Source organism: Sphingomonas sp. Leaf5 (assembly GCF_001421155.1).
Taxonomy (GTDB): Bacteria; Pseudomonadota; Alphaproteobacteria; order Sphingomonadales; family Sphingomonadaceae; genus Sphingomonas.
The window spans coordinates 21854-39780 of the sequence record NZ_LMJZ01000004.1 but is presented as its reverse complement, the minus strand read 5'-3'; the positions used below and the strand labels follow the sequence as shown (position 1 = coordinate 39780).

Sequence of the window (17927 nt, the reverse complement as noted above, 5' to 3'; positions counted from 1 at the left end):
TCTGGGCGATGTCGGCGAACGCGCGCGGATCATGGCGTTCGTCGAGGGGCGGGCCGAGGCGACGCCGTTCCACCTGCCGATCTGGGGTGAGGCGACGGCGGCGGGGTGCGGGCAGGCCTATCGGATGCTGCTCGCCGAGGATGCGGGGGTGCTGGTCGGGCTGGTGCCGCTGACGCAGGTGCGGTCGCCGCTGTTCGGCGCGGCTTTGGTATCGACCGGGTTCGGGGTTGGCGGCGGTGTGCTGGGCGATGGCGCGGCGGCGCGGGTGCTGGCCGAGGCGGCGGTCGGGGTGGCGCGCGAGCTTGACTGTCCGACGATCGAGATGCGCGGCGGGGCGGCGATCGACGCGCCGGGCTGGACGTTCGACGACAGCCGCTATCTGGGGTTCGTGCGGTCGCTTGCCGGCGATGACGAGGCGGAATTGCGGGCGATCCCGCGCAAGCAGCGCGCCGATGTGCGCAAGGCGCTGGCGGCACCGTTCGAGGTGGCGATCGGGCGTGACCGCGCGGCGCTGGGCGAGCATTTCCGGATTTATGGGACGTCGGTGCGCAATCTCGGCACACCGGTCTTTCCGAAGGCGCTGTTCCGCGAGGTCGTCGCGGCGTTCGGCGAGGATGCCGATGTGCTGACCATCCGCCACAAGGGACGGGCGGTGGCGAGCGTGCTGTCGCTCTATTGGCGGGGCACGGTCTATCCCTATTGGGGCGGCGGGACGGCAGAGGCGCGGGGGTTGCGCGCCAATGAGCGGATGTATTTCGAACTGATGCGCCATGCGCGGGGGCGCGGCTGCGACCGGTTCGATTTCGGGCGGTCGAAAGTCGGGACCGGACCGGCGGCGTACAAGAAGAATTGGGGGTTCGTCGGCGAACCGCTCGGCTATCCGACCTGGACCGCCGATGGGGCCGCGCCGCGCGATGCCAGTCCGCTCAACCCCAGATACCGGCTGAAGATCGCGGCGTGGCAGAAGCTGCCGCTGACGGTATCGAACCGGATCGGGCCGTGGATCGCGAAGGGGCTGGGGTGAGCGACATCCTGTTCCTCGCCCACCGGGTGCCCTATCCCCCCGATCGCGGCGACAAGGTGCGCAGCCACCACGTGATGCGGCATCTGGCGACGCTGGGACGGGTGCATCTGGCTACCTTTGCCGACGATCCGCGCGATCTGGGCCATGATGCGGCGCTGAAGCGATGGTGCGCGAGCGCGGTGGTGGTGCCACGGACCAAGGGCAATAAGCGGGCGGCGGTCGAGGCGGTGGCGAGCGGCCGGGCGGTGTCGCTGGCGGCGTTCGATCATGCCGCGATGCGCGCGGCGGTGGCGCGGTTGCTGGACGAGCGGCGCTATGACGCGATCTATGTCTATTCGGGGCAGATGGCGCAGTATCTGCCGGACGATGCGCGGTTCGTCATGGATTTCGTCGACCTCGATTCGGCGAAGTTCGCCGCCTATGCCGAGGATGCACGCGGGCCGATGCGCTGGATGCTGCGGCGCGAGACGCGGTTGCTGGGCGCTTTCGAGCGCAGGGTGGCGGATCGAGCGCAGGCGACCCTGTTCGTGAGCGCAGCGGAGGCGGCGTTGTTCGGCGGGCCGGCGCAGGCGGTCGAGAATGGCATCGACACCGGCTTTTTTGATCCGGCGGCCGTGACGCCGGTAGCGGAGGCGGGGCCGCTGATCGTGTTTACCGGGCAGATGGACTATCGCCCGAACATCGACGCGGTGCGCTGGTTCGTGCGCGAGGTGCTGCCGGGGGTGCCGGGCCGGTTCGCGATCGTCGGGCGCAATCCGACGGCGGCGGTCCGCGCGCTGGCGGGCGAGCGGGTGATCGTGACCGGCGAGGTTGCCGATGTGCGCGGCTGGATCACGGCGGCGGACGTGGTCGTAGCCCCCTTGCTGCTGGCGCGCGGCGTGCAGAACAAGGTGCTGGAGGCGATGGCGATGGCGCGGCCGGTCGTTGCCTCGACCGCGGCCGCGGAGGGCATCGATCATGACGGTTCGATCCGGGTTGCGGGGGATGCGGCTGCTTTCGTGGATGAGATCAGGGCGTTGCTGGACGATCCCGTCGCGGCCGATACGCTCGGACGGGCGGCGCGGGCGCGGACGATCGCGCGCTATGGCTGGGATGCGCGACTGGTGCCGCTTGCCGGGCTGATGGGACTGTGAGCAGCCTGGCACTCGACCGGCCGGTGGACGTGCTGACGGCCGAGTGGCGGCGGTCGTTGATCGCGCTGGGCGGGATCTGGGCGCCATTGCTGCTGATCTTTCGCCGCGATGTCGGCGATGTGGTCGATATCTGGTGGAATTCGACCACCTATGGCCATTGCCTGTTCGTGCCGCCGATCATCGGTTGGCTGGTATGGCAGCGGCGGCGTGAGGTGCTTGCGTTGCAGCCGGGCGCGTGGTGGCCGGGACTGGCGATCGTCGTGGGCGGTGGCGCGGGCTGGCTGGTGGGCGAAGCGGCGGCGGTGGCGCTGTTCCGGCATGTCGGGCTGGTGATGCTGTTGCAGGGGGCGGTGGTCACGTTGCTGGGGCCGCGCGTCGCGCGGGGTCTGCTGTTTCCGCTGGCCTATATGGTGTTTCTGGTGCCGTTCGGCGATTTCATGGAGCCGTGGCTGCAATCGGTGACGGTCGCGCTGACCATGCCGATCCTGCACGCGCTGGGCGTATCGGCGAGCGTTGACGGCGTGCTCATCACCATTCCGGGCGGCTATTTCGAAGTCGCGGAGGCGTGTTCGGGCGCGAAGTTCGTGATCGCGATGATCGCGTACGGCGCGCTGGTCGCCAACGTCTGTTACGTCGCATGGCCGCGCCGGGCGGCGTTCATGGTGATGGCGCTGGTGATGCCGGTGCTGGCCAATGGCGTGCGGGCGGCGGGCACGATCTATGCCGCGCATCTGACGTCGGTCGCGGCGGCGACGGGGTTCGATCACATCGTCTATGGTTGGGTCTTCTTCGCGCTGACCATGGCGGGGGTGCTGGCGATCGGATGGCGCTGGTTCGATCGCGATCCCGATGCGCCGTGGTTCGACGTCGTGCGGGTGCAGGCGATGCCGATGCACGTCGCCGACCGGTCGATGGCGGCGGGCGCGGTGCTGGGCATCGCCGTCGCCTTTGCCGCATGGGGGTGGGTGATCGACAGCCGCGCCGATCCGCTGCCCGACCGGATCGGCCTGCCGAGCGTGCCGGGGTGGCAGCGGATCGCCATCACTGGCGAGCCATGGGTGCCGCACTATCCGGGCGCGGACCATTTCCTGATCGGCCGCTATGGCGATGCCCGCGGGCGCAGCGTCGACCTCGCGATCGCGGTCTATGCCGCACAGGGCGAGGGGCATGAACTGGTCGGGTTCGGTCAGGGGCCGATCCGCGAGAACGACCGATGGGTGCGGATCGCCGACACGCCGTCGATCGCCGGTGGCACCACGCTGCGCATGGCTGCGCCCGGCCCGGTCGAGCGCGAGGTCGCGACCTGGTATCGGATCGGATCGACGACCACCGGCAGCGAGGATCGGGTGAAGCTGGAGACGCTGAAGACGCGCCTGCTGGGCGGGGCGCAGCGCGGCGTGGCGGTATTGATGTCGGCGGAAAAGGGCACGGGCGATCCGCGCGGGACCATCATTGAATTCCTGCGCGCAGCAGGACCGGTCGACGCCATCGCCGATCGCGCCGCGGGAGGACGCTGACCATGTGCGGTATCGCCGGCCTCTTCCATCCCGCCAGCCCCAAGCCGGTCGATCCGGCGCGGATCGTCGCGATGACTGATGCGCAGGCGCATCGCGGGCCGGACGGGTCGGGGGTGTGGACCGCGCTCGGCGTCGGGCTCGGCCATCGACGGTTGTCGATCATCGACGTGGCGGGCAGTCCGCAGCCGATGGCGCTGCCGGGCGAGGGACTCGTCGTTACCTATAATGGCGAAATCTACAACTTCGCCGAGTTGCGCGCCGAACTGATCGCGCGGGGCGCGATGTTTCGCACGCAGGGCGATACCGAAGTGCTGCTGCACGCATGGGCGGCATGGGGGCCGGACATGCTGGCGCGGCTGAACGGCATGTTCGCCTTCGCGATCCATGATGCCGATCGCCAGTCGCTGTTTCTCGCGCGCGACCGGATGGGGGTGAAGCCGCTATACTATGTCGAACTGGCGGATGGCGCGGTGGCGTTCGCATCCGAACTGAAGGGGTTGCTGGCCCACCCGCTGGTACGGCGGACGCCCGACCTGCGCGCGATCGAGGATTATATGGCGCTGGGCTATGTGCCCGACGACGCCTGTATCGTCGCGGGGGTACGCAAGCTGCCGGCGGGCCAATTCCTGCTGATGCAGCGCGGGCGGGCGGTGCCGCCGCCGGTGCGGTGGTGGGACATCGACTTTTCGACGCGCGCAAAAGGCAGCACCCGCGATCTGGAGGTCGAACTGGTCGAGCGGATGCGCGAGGGCGTCCGGTCGCGGATGGTCGCCGACGTGCCGCTGGGCGCGTTCCTGTCGGGCGGGGTCGATTCGTCGGCGGTCGTCGCGCTGATGGCGGAGGCGAGCCGCGCGCCGGTCCAGACCTGCACGATCGGGTTCGACGAGGCGGGGCATGACGAACGCGGCCCTGCCGCCGCCGTCGCCACGCGCTTTGCCACCGACCATGCGGTGCGGACGGTGCAGTCGGACGATTTCGGGCTGATCGACACGCTGGTCGCGGCGTTCGACGAACCCTTCGCCGATGCCTCTGCGCTCGCGACCTATCGCGTCTGCGCACTGGCGCGCGAGCGGGTGACCGTCGCGCTGTCGGGTGACGGCGCGGACGAGGCGCTGGCGGGATATCGCCGGTACAAATTCCATGCCGCCGAGGAGCGGGTGCGTGGACTGCTGCCGCCCGGATTTCGCGAGCCGGTGTTCGGGGCGCTGGGCGACGTCTATCCCAAGGCCGACTGGGCACCGCGTCCGTTCCGGGCCAAGACGACGCTGCTGGCATTGGCGCAGGACGGCAACGAAGCCTATGCCGGCGCGGTCGGGGTGACGACGCCCGGCGTGCGGCAGGCGCTGTATACGCCGGCGATGGTGCGGCAACTGGGCGGGCATCGCGGCGAAGATCGCTATGTCGCGGCAATGCGGCAGGCACCGGGTCGCCATGCGCTCGACCGGGCACAATATGCTGATTTCCGCCACTGGTTACCCGGCGATATCCTGACCAAGGTCGACCGGACCAGCATGGCCGTCGGGCTGGAGGCACGCGAGCCGTTGCTCGACCATCGGCTGATCGAATTCTGCGCGACCCTGCCGCCCGGGCTGCGGCTGCGGCGGGGCGAGGGGAAATGGTTGATGAAGAAGGCGCTGGAGCCGTGGCTGCCGCGCGACATCCTTTATCGGCCGAAAATGGGGTTCGTGACGCCGGTCAGCGCATGGTTTCGTGGGGCACTGGCCGACGAGGCGGCGGCGCTGGTGCGATCGCCGGTGCTGGCAAACTGGTTCGACCTGCATGCGATCGAGCGGATCGTCGCCGATCACCGCGCAGGCCGGGCGGAGCATGGCCGGACGCTGTGGCAGCTGGTGATGCTGGAGCGGAGCGCCACGCGGCTGTTCGGCTGATCTGCTTCGTTTCTGCACGCAATCGCCACTCGACAAAGCACGGCGCTGCGATAGACCTTTGACGACCGGCGGGGGCCGGCGAACGAGGGGGATTGCGTGAAGCGTTTGGTCATGGCTCGGGCTGCCATATTGGCGGCAGTGTGTGTTCCGGCACTGGCGTTTGCCAGCGATACGCCGCTCTATCAGCCCGCCCCGGCATGGGTGATCGCGCCGCCCCCGGTTCCGACGAACGCGGCGGAGGAATTGCCGCCGATCGTGCTGCTCGATTTCCAGAAGCGGATCGAGGGCGACCGGCTATGGTCCTATGTCCATCAGCAGACGCGGATCGCCAGCAGCGAGATGCTGTCGCAGGCAGCGACGCTGACCCTGCCCTGGGCACCGGACAAGGGCGACCTGATCGTCCATGGTCTCACCATCCTGCGCGGCGATCGGCGGATCGACCTGTTGGCGAAGGGGCAGAAGTTCGTCGTGCTGCGGCGCGAACAGTCGCTCGAACAGCGCGAACTGACCGGCATCCTGACCGCGACGATGGCGGTCGAGGGGCTGGAGGTCGGCGACATCCTCGACATGCGGTTTTCGGTCACCGGACGCGATACGGCGCTGGGCGGGCGGGTGCAGGATGTCATTCCGCTGGTCGCGGCCCCGATGCGGATCGGGGCGGGGCGGGTCCGCTACAGCTGGCCGAAGGGAACCCAGCCGAAGTGGAAGGTAATCGCTGACGGGGTGCAGGCGACGCCGGTCACGAAGGGCGAGTTTACCGAGCTGAGCTTCGCGCTGCCGCTCGCCAAGCCCAAGGAGATGCCCGAGGATGCGCCGTCGCGGTTCCGCCATCCGCCGTTGATGGAGGTGGCGAGCTTCGCCGACTGGGCCGATGTGTCGAAGACCTTTGCGACGCTGTACAAGACCGACGGGCTGGTCGCGACGGGCGGTCCGATCGCCGGCGAAGTCGCGGCGATCATGAAGGCGGACGCGACGCCGCTCGGCCGGGCGCAACGCGCGCTGGAGGTGGTGCAGGACAAGGTCCGCTATCTGGCGGTCGGGATGGACGGCGGGAACTATGTCCCGCAAGCTCCTGCGAAGACGTGGGAAGTCCGCTATGGCGATTGCAAGGCCAAGACGCTGTTGCTGCTCGCCATGCTGCACGCCATGGGCATCGAGGCGGAGCCGGTGATCGCCAGCGTTGGCATGGGCGACTTCGTGCCCGAACGGCTGCCGAGCGCCGCTGCGTTCAACCATGTGTTCGTGCGGGCGACGGTCGCTGGCGAAACGCTGTGGCTCGACGGGACGGGTAGCAATGCGCGGATCGCCGATGTCCGGGATACGCCGGGCATCGGCTATGTCCTGCCGCTGCGGGCGGCTGGGGCGGTGCCGGTGATGGTCTCGACCCACGCCAATGCGCTGCCGATGGGCATCGTGACGATCGACGCCGACGAAAGCAGCGCGGTCGATCTGCCCAGTGCGGTCGACGTGACGTTCGTGGCGCACGGCGTGGTCGCGGCACAGCTGCGCGCGGCGAAGAGCCAGCTGGGACCGAAGGAACAGCGCGAGCTGATTTCGAACGTCCTGCAAAAGGCCGCAGGGGAGGGGCAATTCGCGGACGGGACGATCACGCCCGATCCGGTGAGCGGCGACGTCGTCATCCGTGCGAAGGGCGTGGTCGGCACCAGCTGGGGCATGGAGGACCGGCGGCGCAAACGGTCGTTGAACGGTCCGTTGAGCGATCTGACCTTTTCCCCCGATCGCAGCCGTCCCGACTGGACGGCGATCCCGGTCGCCGCGCCGCCGCCGCTGGGGTTCGAGCGCCGATTGCGGATCAGGCTGCCCGATGGCGGACGCGGGTTCACGCTGGATGGAACGGCGGACGCCGATCAGCGACTGGCGGGCCATGTCGTCAAGCGGACGACGCGCCTGACGAACGGCCTGCTGACGATGGACGAACGGGTCGACGCACTGGGCGTGGAGGTGCCGGCGGCGCAGATCGCCGCCGAACGCGATGCGGTGGCGACGGCGACCGCCAATATTCCGCATCTGGTCGCGCCCGCCGACACGCCGCGCCGCTGGACGCTGGACAGCGCGGGGATGGCGCAGTCGAGCCAGATCAAGGCGATCCGCGCGGTCTATGCCAAGGCGATCGCCGCCGATCCCGACGAAATCAGCGGGTATCAGAGCCGCGCCAGTTTCGAGAGCGGGGTCGGTAATTACCGCGCGGCGCTGCCCGATCTCGACCGGGTGATCGCCAAGGAACCGGACATCGATCTGTACCTGCAACGCGCCTATGTCCACGACATGCTCGGCGACCGGACAAAGGCGCTGGCCGATGCCGAAAGCGCGCGGCGGCTCGACCCGTCGAACCAGAGCGCGACGATGCGGCTGGCGTGGCTGAAGGCGGAGAATGGCGACCTGCCCGGTGGCGTTGCGCTGCTCGACCAGCGGATCGCGCTGGGCGGTGAACAGAAGCGCGCGGCGCGGCAGGACAAGGCGGCGCTGATCGGGGAGTTCGGCGACGCGGCGGAAGCGGTGAAGCTGTACGATGCGATGATCGCCGAAAAGCCGGGTTCGCCGAACCTGCTGAACGGTCGCTGCTGGATCAAGGGCACGCGGTCGGTGATGCTCGACACCGCGCTCAAGGATTGCACCAGCGCGATCGAATTGAGCGACAGCACGCTCGCCGCGCTCGATAGCCGGGCGATGGTCTGGTACCGGATGGGCCGGTATCCCGAGGCGCTGGCCGATCTCGACGCCGTGCTGGCGGCGGAACCCGACATGGCGAGCAGCCGCTATCTGCGCGCCGTGGTGATGAAGGCGATGAAGCGCGATGCCGATGCGCTTGCCGACCTGACGATGGCCCGGCGGGTCGCGCCGCAGATCGATCGGCAATATGCCCGGTTCGGTTTCAAGATGTAGGCGTTCGCCGAACCGCAGATACGAGAACGGCGGGGGATTGCTCCCCCGCCGTTTACGTTTTTGGCGATGGTTCGAGGATCAGTCGAACATCTTGCCGAAGGCGCGCTTCGTGCGATCCTTCCACGCGCCGCGGTGATAGGCGTCCGAGGCAAGGAGCGGCATGACCGAGCCGGCTTCGGCGAAGACCATCTGTTCGAGCGCGGTGTCGACCTTGCCCCAGCTGGCCGCTTCCTTCAGCGTCGAGGACGAACACGCGCCGTCGCGGACGTCGGCGACGGTGATCTGCACGGCGTATTTGTGCATCTCGACATCGTCATAGCCGAGGATTTCGGCGCAGACGACGGTGTCCTGGATGAAGTTCTTCGGCACGCCGCCGCCGATCATCAGCAGGCCGGTGGTGCCCGCCTTGATCTTGATATCGGTCAGTTCGCGGAAGTCGGCGATGGCGTCGAGCACCATGTACGGCTTGCCCTCCTTTGCGCGGTCGACCTGGTGCTTGACCAGACCGAAGCCGGCCGAGCTGTCGACGAAGGCCGGGCAGAAGATCGGCACGTCATGCTCGTACGCCAGCTTGACGAGGCTGTTTTCCTTCTTGCCATGCTCCGACAGATACTTGCCCATCTCGCGGATGAAGGCGCGCGACGAATAGGCCTTCGGCTCGAGCGAGTTGGCGATTTCACCGATGGTGTGATCGCAATCCTGCAGCTGCTCTTCGTCGATATAGGTGTCGTAGATGCGGTCGATGTAGAGCGAGCGCAGCACGTTATCGTCGGGGATTTCAAGCGCCTGATAATGCTTGTGGCCAAGCCCTTCGAAGAAGTCCATGTCGACGATCGACGCGCCGGTCGCGACGACGCCGTCGATCATGTTCGAGCGCAACAGCTCGGCGTACAGATCCATGCAGCCGCCGGCCGAGGTCGAACCGGCGATCACGAGGAAGATCGAGCAGTCCTTGTCCTCCAGCATCTGGTTGTAGATGCGGGTGGCGCGCGCGAGGTCGCGGCTGGTGAAGCTCATCTTGCCCATCGCGTCGATGATCGGGCGGGCGTCGAACTTGGTGATGTCGACATGCTCGACGGTGGTCGAAAGCAGTTCCGCCTTGCGGGTGTCGTTGATCGTCGTGTCGGTCATGATGGTCCCATCATCATCGATAAGCCGTCGTCGTTATGGGGACGCGGAAACCCGGTATGGCCTCCTGCCCGAAAAAGTGGGGAGGAGCCGATGGCGGTCGCATAGCGCAAAGGCCATGCAAAGCCCACCCCCGGCCCCTCCCGCACAGGTGCGGGAAGGGGGAGGTGGCTGGTTAGGATAGTGGCGTTACAGCTTGACGACGTTGTTCGAAACGAACGCCGGCACGGGATCGAGTTCGATATACATCGACTCCATCGGCTCGTCGTCGGTCACGACGGTCTCGCCATTGCCGAAGCCGTTGAACGCGGTGCGCATGGCCGAGCCATAGGCACCGAGCATGCCGATCTCGAAATAATCGCCGCTGCGGGTATCGGCCGGCAGCGGGAACGGTCCCTGCATCTGGTCGATATCGTCGCAGGTCGGACCCCAGAAGCTGAAGTCCATGTCGCGCGCATCCGATTCCGGCTGACGGAGCAGCTGCACCGGATACTTCCAGCCGATGTGCGCCGCATCGAACAACGAGCCATAGGCACCGTCGTTGATGAACAGTTCCGCGCCACGGCGATGTTCGACGCGGACGACGACCGATGCATATTCGGCACACAGCGAGCGACCCGGTTCGGCCCACAATTCTGCCGAATAGCTGATCGGCAGGCTTTCGAACGCGCGGTGGATCGTTTCGAAGAAACGCTCCAGCGGCGGCGGGGTCATGCCGGGGTAGCAGGACGGGAAGCCGCCACCGACGTCGATGACGTCGACGGTGACACCGGCATCGACGATTGCACCACGAACGCGTTCCATCGCGTTGCTGTAGGCGTCGGGCGACATGGTCTGGCTGCCGACATGGAAGCAGATGCCCAGCGCATCGGCGACCTGACGGGTCGCGATCAGCAGCTGCTTTGCTTCGCCCGGCCCGACGCCGAACTTCGACCCCAGCGACAGCTTCGCATATTCGGACGACACGCGCATCCGCACGCACAGGGTCAGATCGGTCGCGCCATCGGTGGCGGCCACGATCTTTTCCAGCTCGTCCATGCTGTCGAGCGAGAAGGTCCGCACGCCATGGTCGAAATAGGCCTCGGCAATCGCTTCCGGGGCCTTGATCGGGTGCATGAAGTGACAGGTCGCTTCGGGCAGCGTCGACTTCACCAGACGCACTTCGCCGATCGAGGCGGTGTCATAGTGCGCTATCCCGTTGTCCCACAGGACACGGAGCAGGTCGGGCGACGGATTCGCCTTCACCGCATACATCGAGCGGCCCGGAAACTTCTCGACGAAGAATCGGGCTGCGCGCGCTGCGGCGTGCGGGCGAACGAGCGTGACCGGTTCGACCGGTCGGCGCTCTGCGATGTCGATCCCGCACTCGAACGAGGAGTCACGGGCGATAAAGGGGGCAGCTAGCCCCAGCGCGCTATAGTGCTTGGCCAATTCAAGGGACCTCCAATTGCCTTTCGGCATACGGTGACAAAAGCTGCCTTGCGGTTGGAAGTCCCATGGGGCAGCGGAGGCGCGATCTATGGTCCCTAACCCACGATGTAAAGTGGTTCTGCGACGGAACGGGCATTTTATGACGATTTTGCGACAGCCGACGCGAGCAGGGGTCCGCGACGCAGCGGCCAAGATGGCGAGTATCCTGCCGCCGTCCCCATTGATGATGAGGGAAATCAATGGCTTGCGGGTCGCGTTGAAGATGGAATCGCTGCAGCCGATCGGGGCGTTCAAACTGCGCGGCGCGTGGCACCGTTTGACGGCGCTCAGCGACGAATCGCGGGCGCGTGGCGTCGTCGCTTTCTCGTCGGGCAATCATGCGCAGGGGGTCGCGTGGGCGGCCAGGCGACTGGGAATCGCCGCCACGATCGTGATGCCCGCCGACGCCCCCGAGACGAAGCTGCGGGCGACGATGGCGCTGGGCGCGGAGGTCGTCCGCTACGACCGGGCGACCGAAAGCCGCGAGAAGATCGCCGCGCATCTGGCGCATGCGCGCGGCGCGACGTTGGTGCCGAGCTTCGACGATGCGTGGGTGATCGAGGGGCAGGGGTCCGCCGGGATCGAGGCGGCGGAGCAGATGGTGGCAGCCGGGCTTCCGGTGCCGTCGCAGGTCGTCGTGCCGTGCGGGGGTGGCGGACTGGCCGCCGGCATCGCGCTGGCGCTGCCCGATGCCGAGATCGTGACGGTCGAGCCGGAGGGTTGGGACGATATGCGCCGCAGCCTCGAGGCGGGATGGATCGAACCCGTCGGCGATGCGCCACCGCCGACCGCCTGTGACGCGCTCCAGACGCTGCGGGTGGCCGAGCGAACCTTAGACGTGCTCTCACGCCGTGGTGCCACCGGGGTGGCGGTCAGCGAGGCGGAGATTGCCCACGCGCAACGCTGGGCCGCGCAGCACTTGCGGGCGGTCGTCGAACCGGGCGGCGCGGTGGCGCTGGCGGCGATCCTGTCGAAACGGGTGACGGTAAAGCCGGGTACGCTGGTGCTGGTGTCGGGCGGCAATGTCGATCCCGTCGCCTATGGCGCGGTGCTGGCGGCGTGACGCAGGGGCCGGCGGGGACGCTGCTCGCGATATTGATGCTCGTCGCGATCCTGCTGATCGTCTTCGGCGTCCGGATGATTGCGCGTGGCGAACGGCGCAACGGCAGCCTGATGATCGTGTGTGCGCTGGTGATGGTCGGGAACGTCGCGATCTGGACGATGTAGGCGTCAGTCGCGCTGCGACGGCATGCGGTAGCTCCGCTGGTCCAGCGCCTGAGCGGCATTGGCGGCATTCTGCGCGTCGATCTGCGTCCATTCGGTTCTGGTGTGGCAGACCGGGCGGGCCATGATCGAGCCGGTCGTCATTTCGCGGCGGCAGACTTTCTTTTCGGGTTTCGGTGGCGTCGGGGCGGCAGTGGCTTGCGTTGCCGCCGCTAGTAGCAAGATGGTCAGCATGGGCAGGATGTCCTGTACCGGAATGGCACCGGCATCCTATGGCGACTGTTGAATATGGCAAGCATCAAACGCTCGCCGCGGCAAAGCCGCGTCGTCGGTCGGTGCCGATTGGCACCGCCGGCCGGGCGCGCCGCGAAGGTGCGGGTCGGCGTTGCGACCCGCAGCGCCGGGCTCATTTAATCGGCGAGTTCGGGTCCAGCCGCATGTCCAGATACTTGTCCACGCTGCCCATCAATTGCGGCATTTCGTTCTGGAAGAAGTGGTTGGCACCCGGGATCACATCGTGATGGATGGTGATGTGACGCTGGGTACGCAGCTTGTCGACCAGCTTCTGCGTCGCCACCGGCGTCACGACTTCGTCGGCGTCGCCCTGGATGATGATGCCGGAGGAGGGGCATGGCGCCAGGAAGGTGAAGTCGTACATGTTCGCAGGGGGTGCGATCGAGATGAAACCGCGGATCTCCGGGCGGCGCATCAGCAGCTGCATGCCGATCCATGCGCCGAAGCTGACCCCCGCGATCCACGTCGTCTGCGCCTCTGGGTGGAAGCTCTGTACCCAGTCGAGCGCCGAGGCGGCGTCCGACAGTTCGCCGACGCCGTTGTCGAACGTGCCCTGGCTCTTGCCGACGCCGCGGAAGTTGAAGCGGAGCGTCGCGAAGCCGCGGCGCTGGAACGTCTTGTAGAGTTCCTGCACGATGCCGTTGTTCATCGTGCCGCCCGACGACGGATGCGGGTGCAGGATCATCGCGACCGGCGCGCGGGGGCGGGGAGCGGGGGCGAAACGGCCCTCCAGTCGACCTTCGGGACCGGGGAAGATGACTTCGGGCATGGGACGTCCTGTTACGTTTCGGGCGCGGCGATGGCGCGAAGATGGATCGCGGCTATATAGGCCCGTGCAATCGGAACGGAAGTGTTTTGACGACCCGCATCTATCTCGACCACGCCGCGACCACCCCGATCCGGCCCGAAGCGGCAGCCGCGGTCATCGACGGCATGGCGCGCTGGGCCAATCCGTCGAGCCCGCATGCCGAGGGGCGCGCCGCCCGGCGGGCGCTGGAGGATGCGCGCGCGCGCATCGCCGCGGCGGTGGGCTGGGATGGCGAGGTGATCCTGACTGGCGGTGCGAGCGAGGCGCTGGCGATCGCGCTGTGCGGTGCGGGCCGGTACGAAACGGTCGTGAGCGCGGTCGAGCATGACGCGGTCCTGCGTGCGGCGGAAAGCGACATCCGGTTGCCGGTGGGTACGGATGGATTGGTCGACCTCGACGATCGTTCGTCGTTGCTCGCTGCCCTTGATCCCCGCGAAGCGACCGAGCGGTTCGCGATCCAGTCCGCCAACAGCGAGACGGGTGTGTTGCAGCCGCTCGACCGGATCGATGCGCTGCGGCGGGAGGCGTGGATCGGGCGGCCGATCACGCTGGTCGCGGACTGTTCGCAAAGCGCCGGCAAGCTGCCGCTGCCGCCTGCCGACCTGATCGTCGTGTCGGCGCACAAGCTGGGCGGACCGCCGGGGATCGGCGCGTTGCTCGTCCGGGACCTGTCGTTGTTGCGCCCGACCGGCGGACAGGAACAAGGCTATCGCGGGGGCACGGAAAACCTGCCCGCCGCGCTGGGCTTTGCCGCCGCTTTGGAGGCATCGGGCGACTGGTTCGACCGGGTGGCACTGCTTCGCACGGAACTGGACCGCATCGTGCGGGCGCATGGTGGCGAGGTGATCGCCGATGCGTCGCCCCGGATTCCGACCATCGCCGCCTATCGACTGCCGGGGCGGTCGGCGGCGGCGCAGCTGATGCGGCTGGACTCGGCCGGGTTCGCCGTGTCGGCCGGGAGCGCGTGTTCCTCGGGAACGCTCAAGACCAGTCACGTCCTGACGGCGATGGGCATTGATGCCAAGGCGGCGAGCGAAGTGATCCGCGTCAGTTTCGGCTGGACGACGACCGCCGACGAGGTCGAGCGATTCGCCGAGGCATGGAAGGCGATGGCGTGACCTATCTGGATTATCAGGCGACGACGCCACTGGCCCCGGAGGCGTTCGCGGCGATGGTGCCGTGGCTGCGCGACCATCATGCCAACCCGCATTCGCCGCATCGTGAGGGGCGGCGGGCAAAGGCGACGGTGGAGGTCGCGCGCGATCAGGTGCTGGCCGCGCTGGCCCCGGGCGCGGAGGGGCGGCTATTCTTTACCAGCGGCGCGACCGAGGCGGCGAACTGGGCGATTGCCGGGACGTTCGAACGGTCGGGGGCTGCCCGGCCGAAGGTGGTGACGATCGCGACCGAGCATAGCTGCGTGCTCGATACCGTGCGGGCGTTGGCGGCGCGGGGGGCGGAGGTCGTGGTGCTGCCGGTCGGCGCGGACGGGCTGGTCGATCGCGACGCGGCGGTGGCGGCGATCGATGAACGAACCGCGCTGGTCGCCGCGATGCTGGTCAATAACGAGATCGGCGTGGTGCAGCCGATCGCATGGCTCGGCGAACTGGCCCGGTCGGTCGGGGCGGTGATGGTCTGCGATGCGGTGCAGGGCTGGGGGCGGGTCGCGCTGCCGGTTTCGGCCTGCGACCTGATCGCGGTGTCGGCGCACAAAATCTATGGGCCGAAGGGGATCGGCGCGCTGTGGGTGCGCGCCGGAACCGAACCGGCCGCCCTCCTGTACGGCGGCGGGCAGGAAGGCGAGTTGCGATCGGGCACGCTCAGTCCCGCCTTGTGCGCCGGGTTCGGCGTGTCAGCGGCGTTGCTGACGCAGGACGATCCGTCGCATGTCGAGACCTTGTGGGATGCGGCGCGGGCGGTGTTGTCGGCACCCGACTGGGTGTTGAACGGGGATGCCGGGGCGCGCTGGCATGGCAATCTCAACGTGCGGATGGACGGGCTGGATGTGGCGCGGCTGATGAGCGAATGCCGCGACATCGCCTTTTCGGCCGGATCGGCCTGTGCCAGCGAATCGGGGCGGACCAGCCATGTGCTGCGCGCGATCGGGCTAAGCGATGCGCAGGCGAAGAATGCGATCCGGATCGGGTTCGGGCGCTACACGACGCAGGAGGAACTGGTGGCGGCATTGCAGACGATCGATCGCGCGGCGCGGGGGCAACGATGATCGTCCGCTTCGTCCGGGCCGATGGCAGCGTCGAGGAAGCGCGCGGGGCGGCCGGCGACCGGCTGCTCGATCTGGCGCAGGCCTATGACCTGCCGCTCGAAGGGACGTGCGGCGGGCAGATGGCGTGTTCGACCTGCCATGTCATCGTCGATCCGGCCGACGCGCCACGCCTGCCGCCGCCGGGCGAGGATGAGGAGGACATGCTCGATTTTGCCGAAGGCGCGGTCGCGACCAGCCGGCTGGCCTGTCAGATCGTGCTCGACGAGTCGCTCGACGGGCTGACGGTGCGGATGCCCCCTGCGGCACGCGACGCGCGGCGGTAACGCTCGACCAGCAGCACCGCGACCGCGCCGCTGGCATAGGCGATGAAGTCTTTCGGATCGAAGCCGCTGCCGAGGATCATCCGGGCGACGCGATCGTGATCGAGGCCGATGGAGGCAAGCACGCGGAAATACTGGCCGAACTCGATCACGACGGCGATGGCGAACGCGATCAGCGTCGCCGGCAGGACGCCCGCACGGGTGACGGCGCGCAAGGCGGTATAGACCAGCATCACCGCCAGCGCATCGCCGACATAGGGCCGGACGATCGGATCGTGCAGGAACAGTGCGATGGCCAGGTCGATCGCCAGCAACGCGATGGTCAGCGCGGCATAGCCCTTGTGCAGTCGCATGGTCGCTCCCCGAACGGTGCGATCGACATGGCGTGCGACGGGCGTCGACGCAACCGCTTGCCCCGACGCGGCACCACCGCCTAAAGACCCGCGATGACCGTGAACGTCGATATGGGGACGGACCCGGCGGGCAAGACCGTTCCCCTTGATCTCGAAGAATTGTTGGCGACCCGATTGCTGGTGCAGGGCAATTCGGGGTCGGGAAAGTCGCATCTTCTCCGCCGCCTGCTCGAACGCAGCGCGGGCCATGTCCAGCAGGTGGTGATCGATCCCGAAGGGGATTTCGTGACGCTGGCAGGAGCCTATGGCCATGTCGTGATCGAGGCGGCCGATCATAGCGAGCGCGAGGTCGCGAGGTTCGCGACGCGCGCGCGCGAGCATCGCGCCTCGGTGGTGCTCAGCCTAGAGGGGCTGGAGGCGGAGGGGCAGTTGAAGTGCGCCGCCGCGTTCCTGAACGCGCTGTTCGATGCGCCGCGCGAGCATTGGTATCCGGCGCTGGTGGTGGTGGACGAAGCGCAGTTGTTCGCACCGGCGGGCGGCGGCGAGGTCGTCGAGGAAGTGCGGCGTGCGTCGCTGTCGGCGATGACCAACCTGATGTGTCGCGGGCGCAAGCGCGGCCTTGCCGGCGTGATCGCGACCCAGCGTCTGGCGAAGCTCGCCAAGAACGTCGCGGCCGAGGCGTCGAACTTTCTGATGGGGCGCACCTTCCTCGACATCGACATGGCGCGGGCAGCCGATCTGCTGGGCATGGAGCGGCGGCAGGCCGAGGCGATCCGCGATCTGCAGCGCGGGCATTTCCTCGCGCTGGGACCGGCGGTGTCGCGGCGGCCGCTGTCGATCAAGATCGGTCCGGTGCAGACGTCGGCGCGCAGCGGCAGTCCCAAGCTGACGCCGCTGCCGAGCGCACCGGTGGCCGATATCAAGGGTTTGTTGCTCGCCCCGGTCGAGGCGATGCTGCCGCTTGGGCCGCCGATCCGGCACGTCGCGCCACCCGAAGCGGTGGAGGCGGCGATCGCCGCGCCGGTGCGGCCCAGCAACGCGCCCGACCTGCCCGAACGGTCGGCGGACGAAACCGATATGATCGTCGCTGAGGTGCTGCGGGCGCTGGTCGAGGACGAGGGCGACCAGCCGCGCGCGGCGGCGGTGCTGTATCAGGATTTCGACGTGCGCTGCCGCATGGTCGGCCTGCCGCGCCCGCCGCTCGACCTGCCGGCCTTCACGCGCCGGCTGGCGTGCGCGCGGGCCGGCATTTTCCAAGCGCCCGACGAGGAATGGGCGCAGGCGCTGGCGATTGCCGATGTGCTGCCCGACGACATGCTCGGCGCGTTCATGCTCATCGCGCGGGCGGCACGCGAAGGGCGGCCGTGTCCGAGCGACGCGGCGATCGCGCGAACCTATGGGACGAGTTCGCTGGGGCGGGTGAAACGGTTGCTCGCCTATATCGAGGGGCGCGATCTGCTGGTGTGCCGGATCGATCTGGCGGGCAAGCGGTCGATCGCGTTGCCGCATCTCGGTTGGACGACCGAGGCGGCGGAGGCAGCGTAAATCCTCCCCGGCACGGGGAGGGGGACCGCCGCGAAGCGGTGGTGGAGGGGAGCTTCCACGAACGGATCGCCCTTGGAGATCCCCCTCCACCAGCCTG

Annotated in this window: 16 protein-coding genes; 11 read left to right on the top strand and 5 right to left on the bottom strand. The window is 68.0% G+C overall.

Annotated elements, in window-relative coordinates; genetic code table 11:
* Positions 1-31: 31 nt before the first annotated feature.
* The 5 genes from ASE50_RS05120 to ASE50_RS05100 all read left to right on the top strand — a co-directional run bounded on the left by ASE50_RS05120 (position 32) and on the right by ASE50_RS05100 (position 8467).
* On the top strand, positions 32-1024 hold the full coding sequence (locus tag ASE50_RS05120) for a FemAB family XrtA/PEP-CTERM system-associated protein (RefSeq protein WP_082438824.1): 993 nt from the start codon (positions 32-34) through the stop codon (positions 1022-1024).
* Positions 1021-2157: a TIGR03087 family PEP-CTERM/XrtA system glycosyltransferase gene (locus tag ASE50_RS05115; protein ID WP_056396580.1), complete on the top strand. Its 1137-nt coding sequence runs from the start codon at positions 1021-1023 to the stop codon at positions 2155-2157. The genes ASE50_RS05120 and ASE50_RS05115 overlap by 4 nt, the downstream gene beginning before the upstream one ends.
* Positions 2154-3674: an exosortase A gene (xrtA, locus tag ASE50_RS05110; RefSeq protein WP_056396577.1), complete on the top strand. Its 1521-nt coding sequence runs from the start codon at positions 2154-2156 to the stop codon at positions 3672-3674. The genes ASE50_RS05115 and xrtA overlap by 4 nt, the downstream gene beginning before the upstream one ends.
* Positions 3675-3676: 2 nt before the next feature.
* Positions 3677-5563, top strand: coding sequence for an XrtA/PEP-CTERM system amidotransferase (locus ASE50_RS05105; RefSeq protein ID WP_056396575.1), 1887 nt, complete (start codon positions 3677-3679; stop codon positions 5561-5563).
* 96 nt (positions 5564-5659) lie between these two features.
* Positions 5660-8467, top strand: coding sequence for a DUF3857 domain-containing protein (locus ASE50_RS05100; RefSeq protein WP_321163362.1), 2808 nt, complete (start codon positions 5660-5662; stop codon positions 8465-8467).
* A 78-nt stretch (positions 8468-8545) separates the two neighbouring features.
* On the opposite strand, the gene ASE50_RS05095 is transcribed toward ASE50_RS05100, so the two are convergent.
* Positions 8546-9598, bottom strand: a complete 1053-nt coding sequence (locus tag ASE50_RS05095; protein ID WP_056396567.1) for a 1,9-bis(guanidino)-5-aza-nonane synthase — start codon at positions 9596-9598, stop codon at positions 8546-8548.
* 186 nt (positions 9599-9784) lie between these two features.
* Entirely contained in the window at positions 9785-11026 is a 1242-nt protein-coding gene (locus tag ASE50_RS05090; RefSeq protein ID WP_235512178.1) for a type III PLP-dependent enzyme, read from the bottom strand.
* Positions 11027-11165: 139 nt separating this feature from the next.
* Here ASE50_RS05090 and ASE50_RS05085 point away from each other — a divergent pair, with 139 nt between their 5' ends.
* Positions 11166-12128 carry a threonine/serine dehydratase gene (locus ASE50_RS05085; RefSeq protein WP_056396561.1) on the top strand — a complete coding sequence of 321 codons (963 nt, stop codon included), beginning with the start codon at positions 11166-11168 and terminating at the stop codon, positions 12126-12128.
* Positions 12125-12292 (top strand): hypothetical protein, encoded by a 168-nt coding sequence (locus ASE50_RS18465; protein ID WP_156347301.1) that lies wholly within the window; start codon positions 12125-12127, stop codon positions 12290-12292. Before ASE50_RS05085 ends, ASE50_RS18465 begins: the two co-directional genes overlap by 4 nt.
* Positions 12293-12295: 3 nt before the next feature.
* On the opposite strand, the gene ASE50_RS18460 is transcribed toward ASE50_RS18465, so the two are convergent.
* Together ASE50_RS18460 and ASE50_RS05080 are read right to left on the bottom strand one after the other, a co-directional pair.
* Positions 12296-12523: a hypothetical protein gene (locus tag ASE50_RS18460; RefSeq protein WP_056504277.1), complete on the bottom strand. Its 228-nt coding sequence runs from the start codon at positions 12521-12523 to the stop codon at positions 12296-12298.
* 172 nt (positions 12524-12695) lie between these two features.
* Positions 12696-13352 carry an alpha/beta hydrolase gene (locus tag ASE50_RS05080; protein WP_056396558.1) on the bottom strand — a complete coding sequence of 219 codons (657 nt, stop codon included), beginning with the start codon at positions 13350-13352 and terminating at the stop codon, positions 12696-12698.
* Positions 13353-13393: 41 nt separating this feature from the next.
* On the opposite strand from ASE50_RS05080, the gene ASE50_RS05075 reads away from it, so the two are divergent.
* The 3 genes from ASE50_RS05075 to ASE50_RS05065 are packed head-to-tail and all read left to right on the top strand — an operon-like array spanning position 13394 to position 15935.
* Positions 13394-14509, top strand: a complete 1116-nt coding sequence (locus ASE50_RS05075) for a cysteine desulfurase family protein (protein WP_056396554.1) — start codon at positions 13394-13396, stop codon at positions 14507-14509.
* Entirely contained in the window at positions 14491-15612 is a 1122-nt protein-coding gene (locus ASE50_RS05070) for a cysteine desulfurase family protein (protein ID WP_235512176.1), read from the top strand. Before ASE50_RS05075 ends, ASE50_RS05070 begins: the two co-directional genes overlap by 19 nt.
* Positions 15609-15935 carry a 2Fe-2S iron-sulfur cluster-binding protein gene (locus ASE50_RS05065; RefSeq protein WP_056396551.1) on the top strand — a complete coding sequence of 109 codons (327 nt, stop codon included), beginning with the start codon at positions 15609-15611 and terminating at the stop codon, positions 15933-15935. The genes ASE50_RS05070 and ASE50_RS05065 overlap by 4 nt, the downstream gene beginning before the upstream one ends.
* Here the strand turns inward: ASE50_RS05065 and ASE50_RS05060 are convergent.
* Entirely contained in the window at positions 15860-16285 is a 426-nt protein-coding gene (locus tag ASE50_RS05060; protein ID WP_082438807.1) for a DUF2809 domain-containing protein, read from the bottom strand. The two genes, ASE50_RS05065 and ASE50_RS05060, sit on opposite strands and share 76 nt — an antisense overlap.
* A gap of 93 nt (positions 16286-16378) precedes the next feature.
* On the opposite strand from ASE50_RS05060, the gene ASE50_RS05055 reads away from it, so the two are divergent.
* Positions 16379-17830 carry an ATP-binding protein gene (locus ASE50_RS05055; RefSeq protein WP_056396545.1) on the top strand — a complete coding sequence of 484 codons (1452 nt, stop codon included), beginning with the start codon at positions 16379-16381 and terminating at the stop codon, positions 17828-17830.
* Positions 17831-17927: the final 97 nt, after the last annotated feature.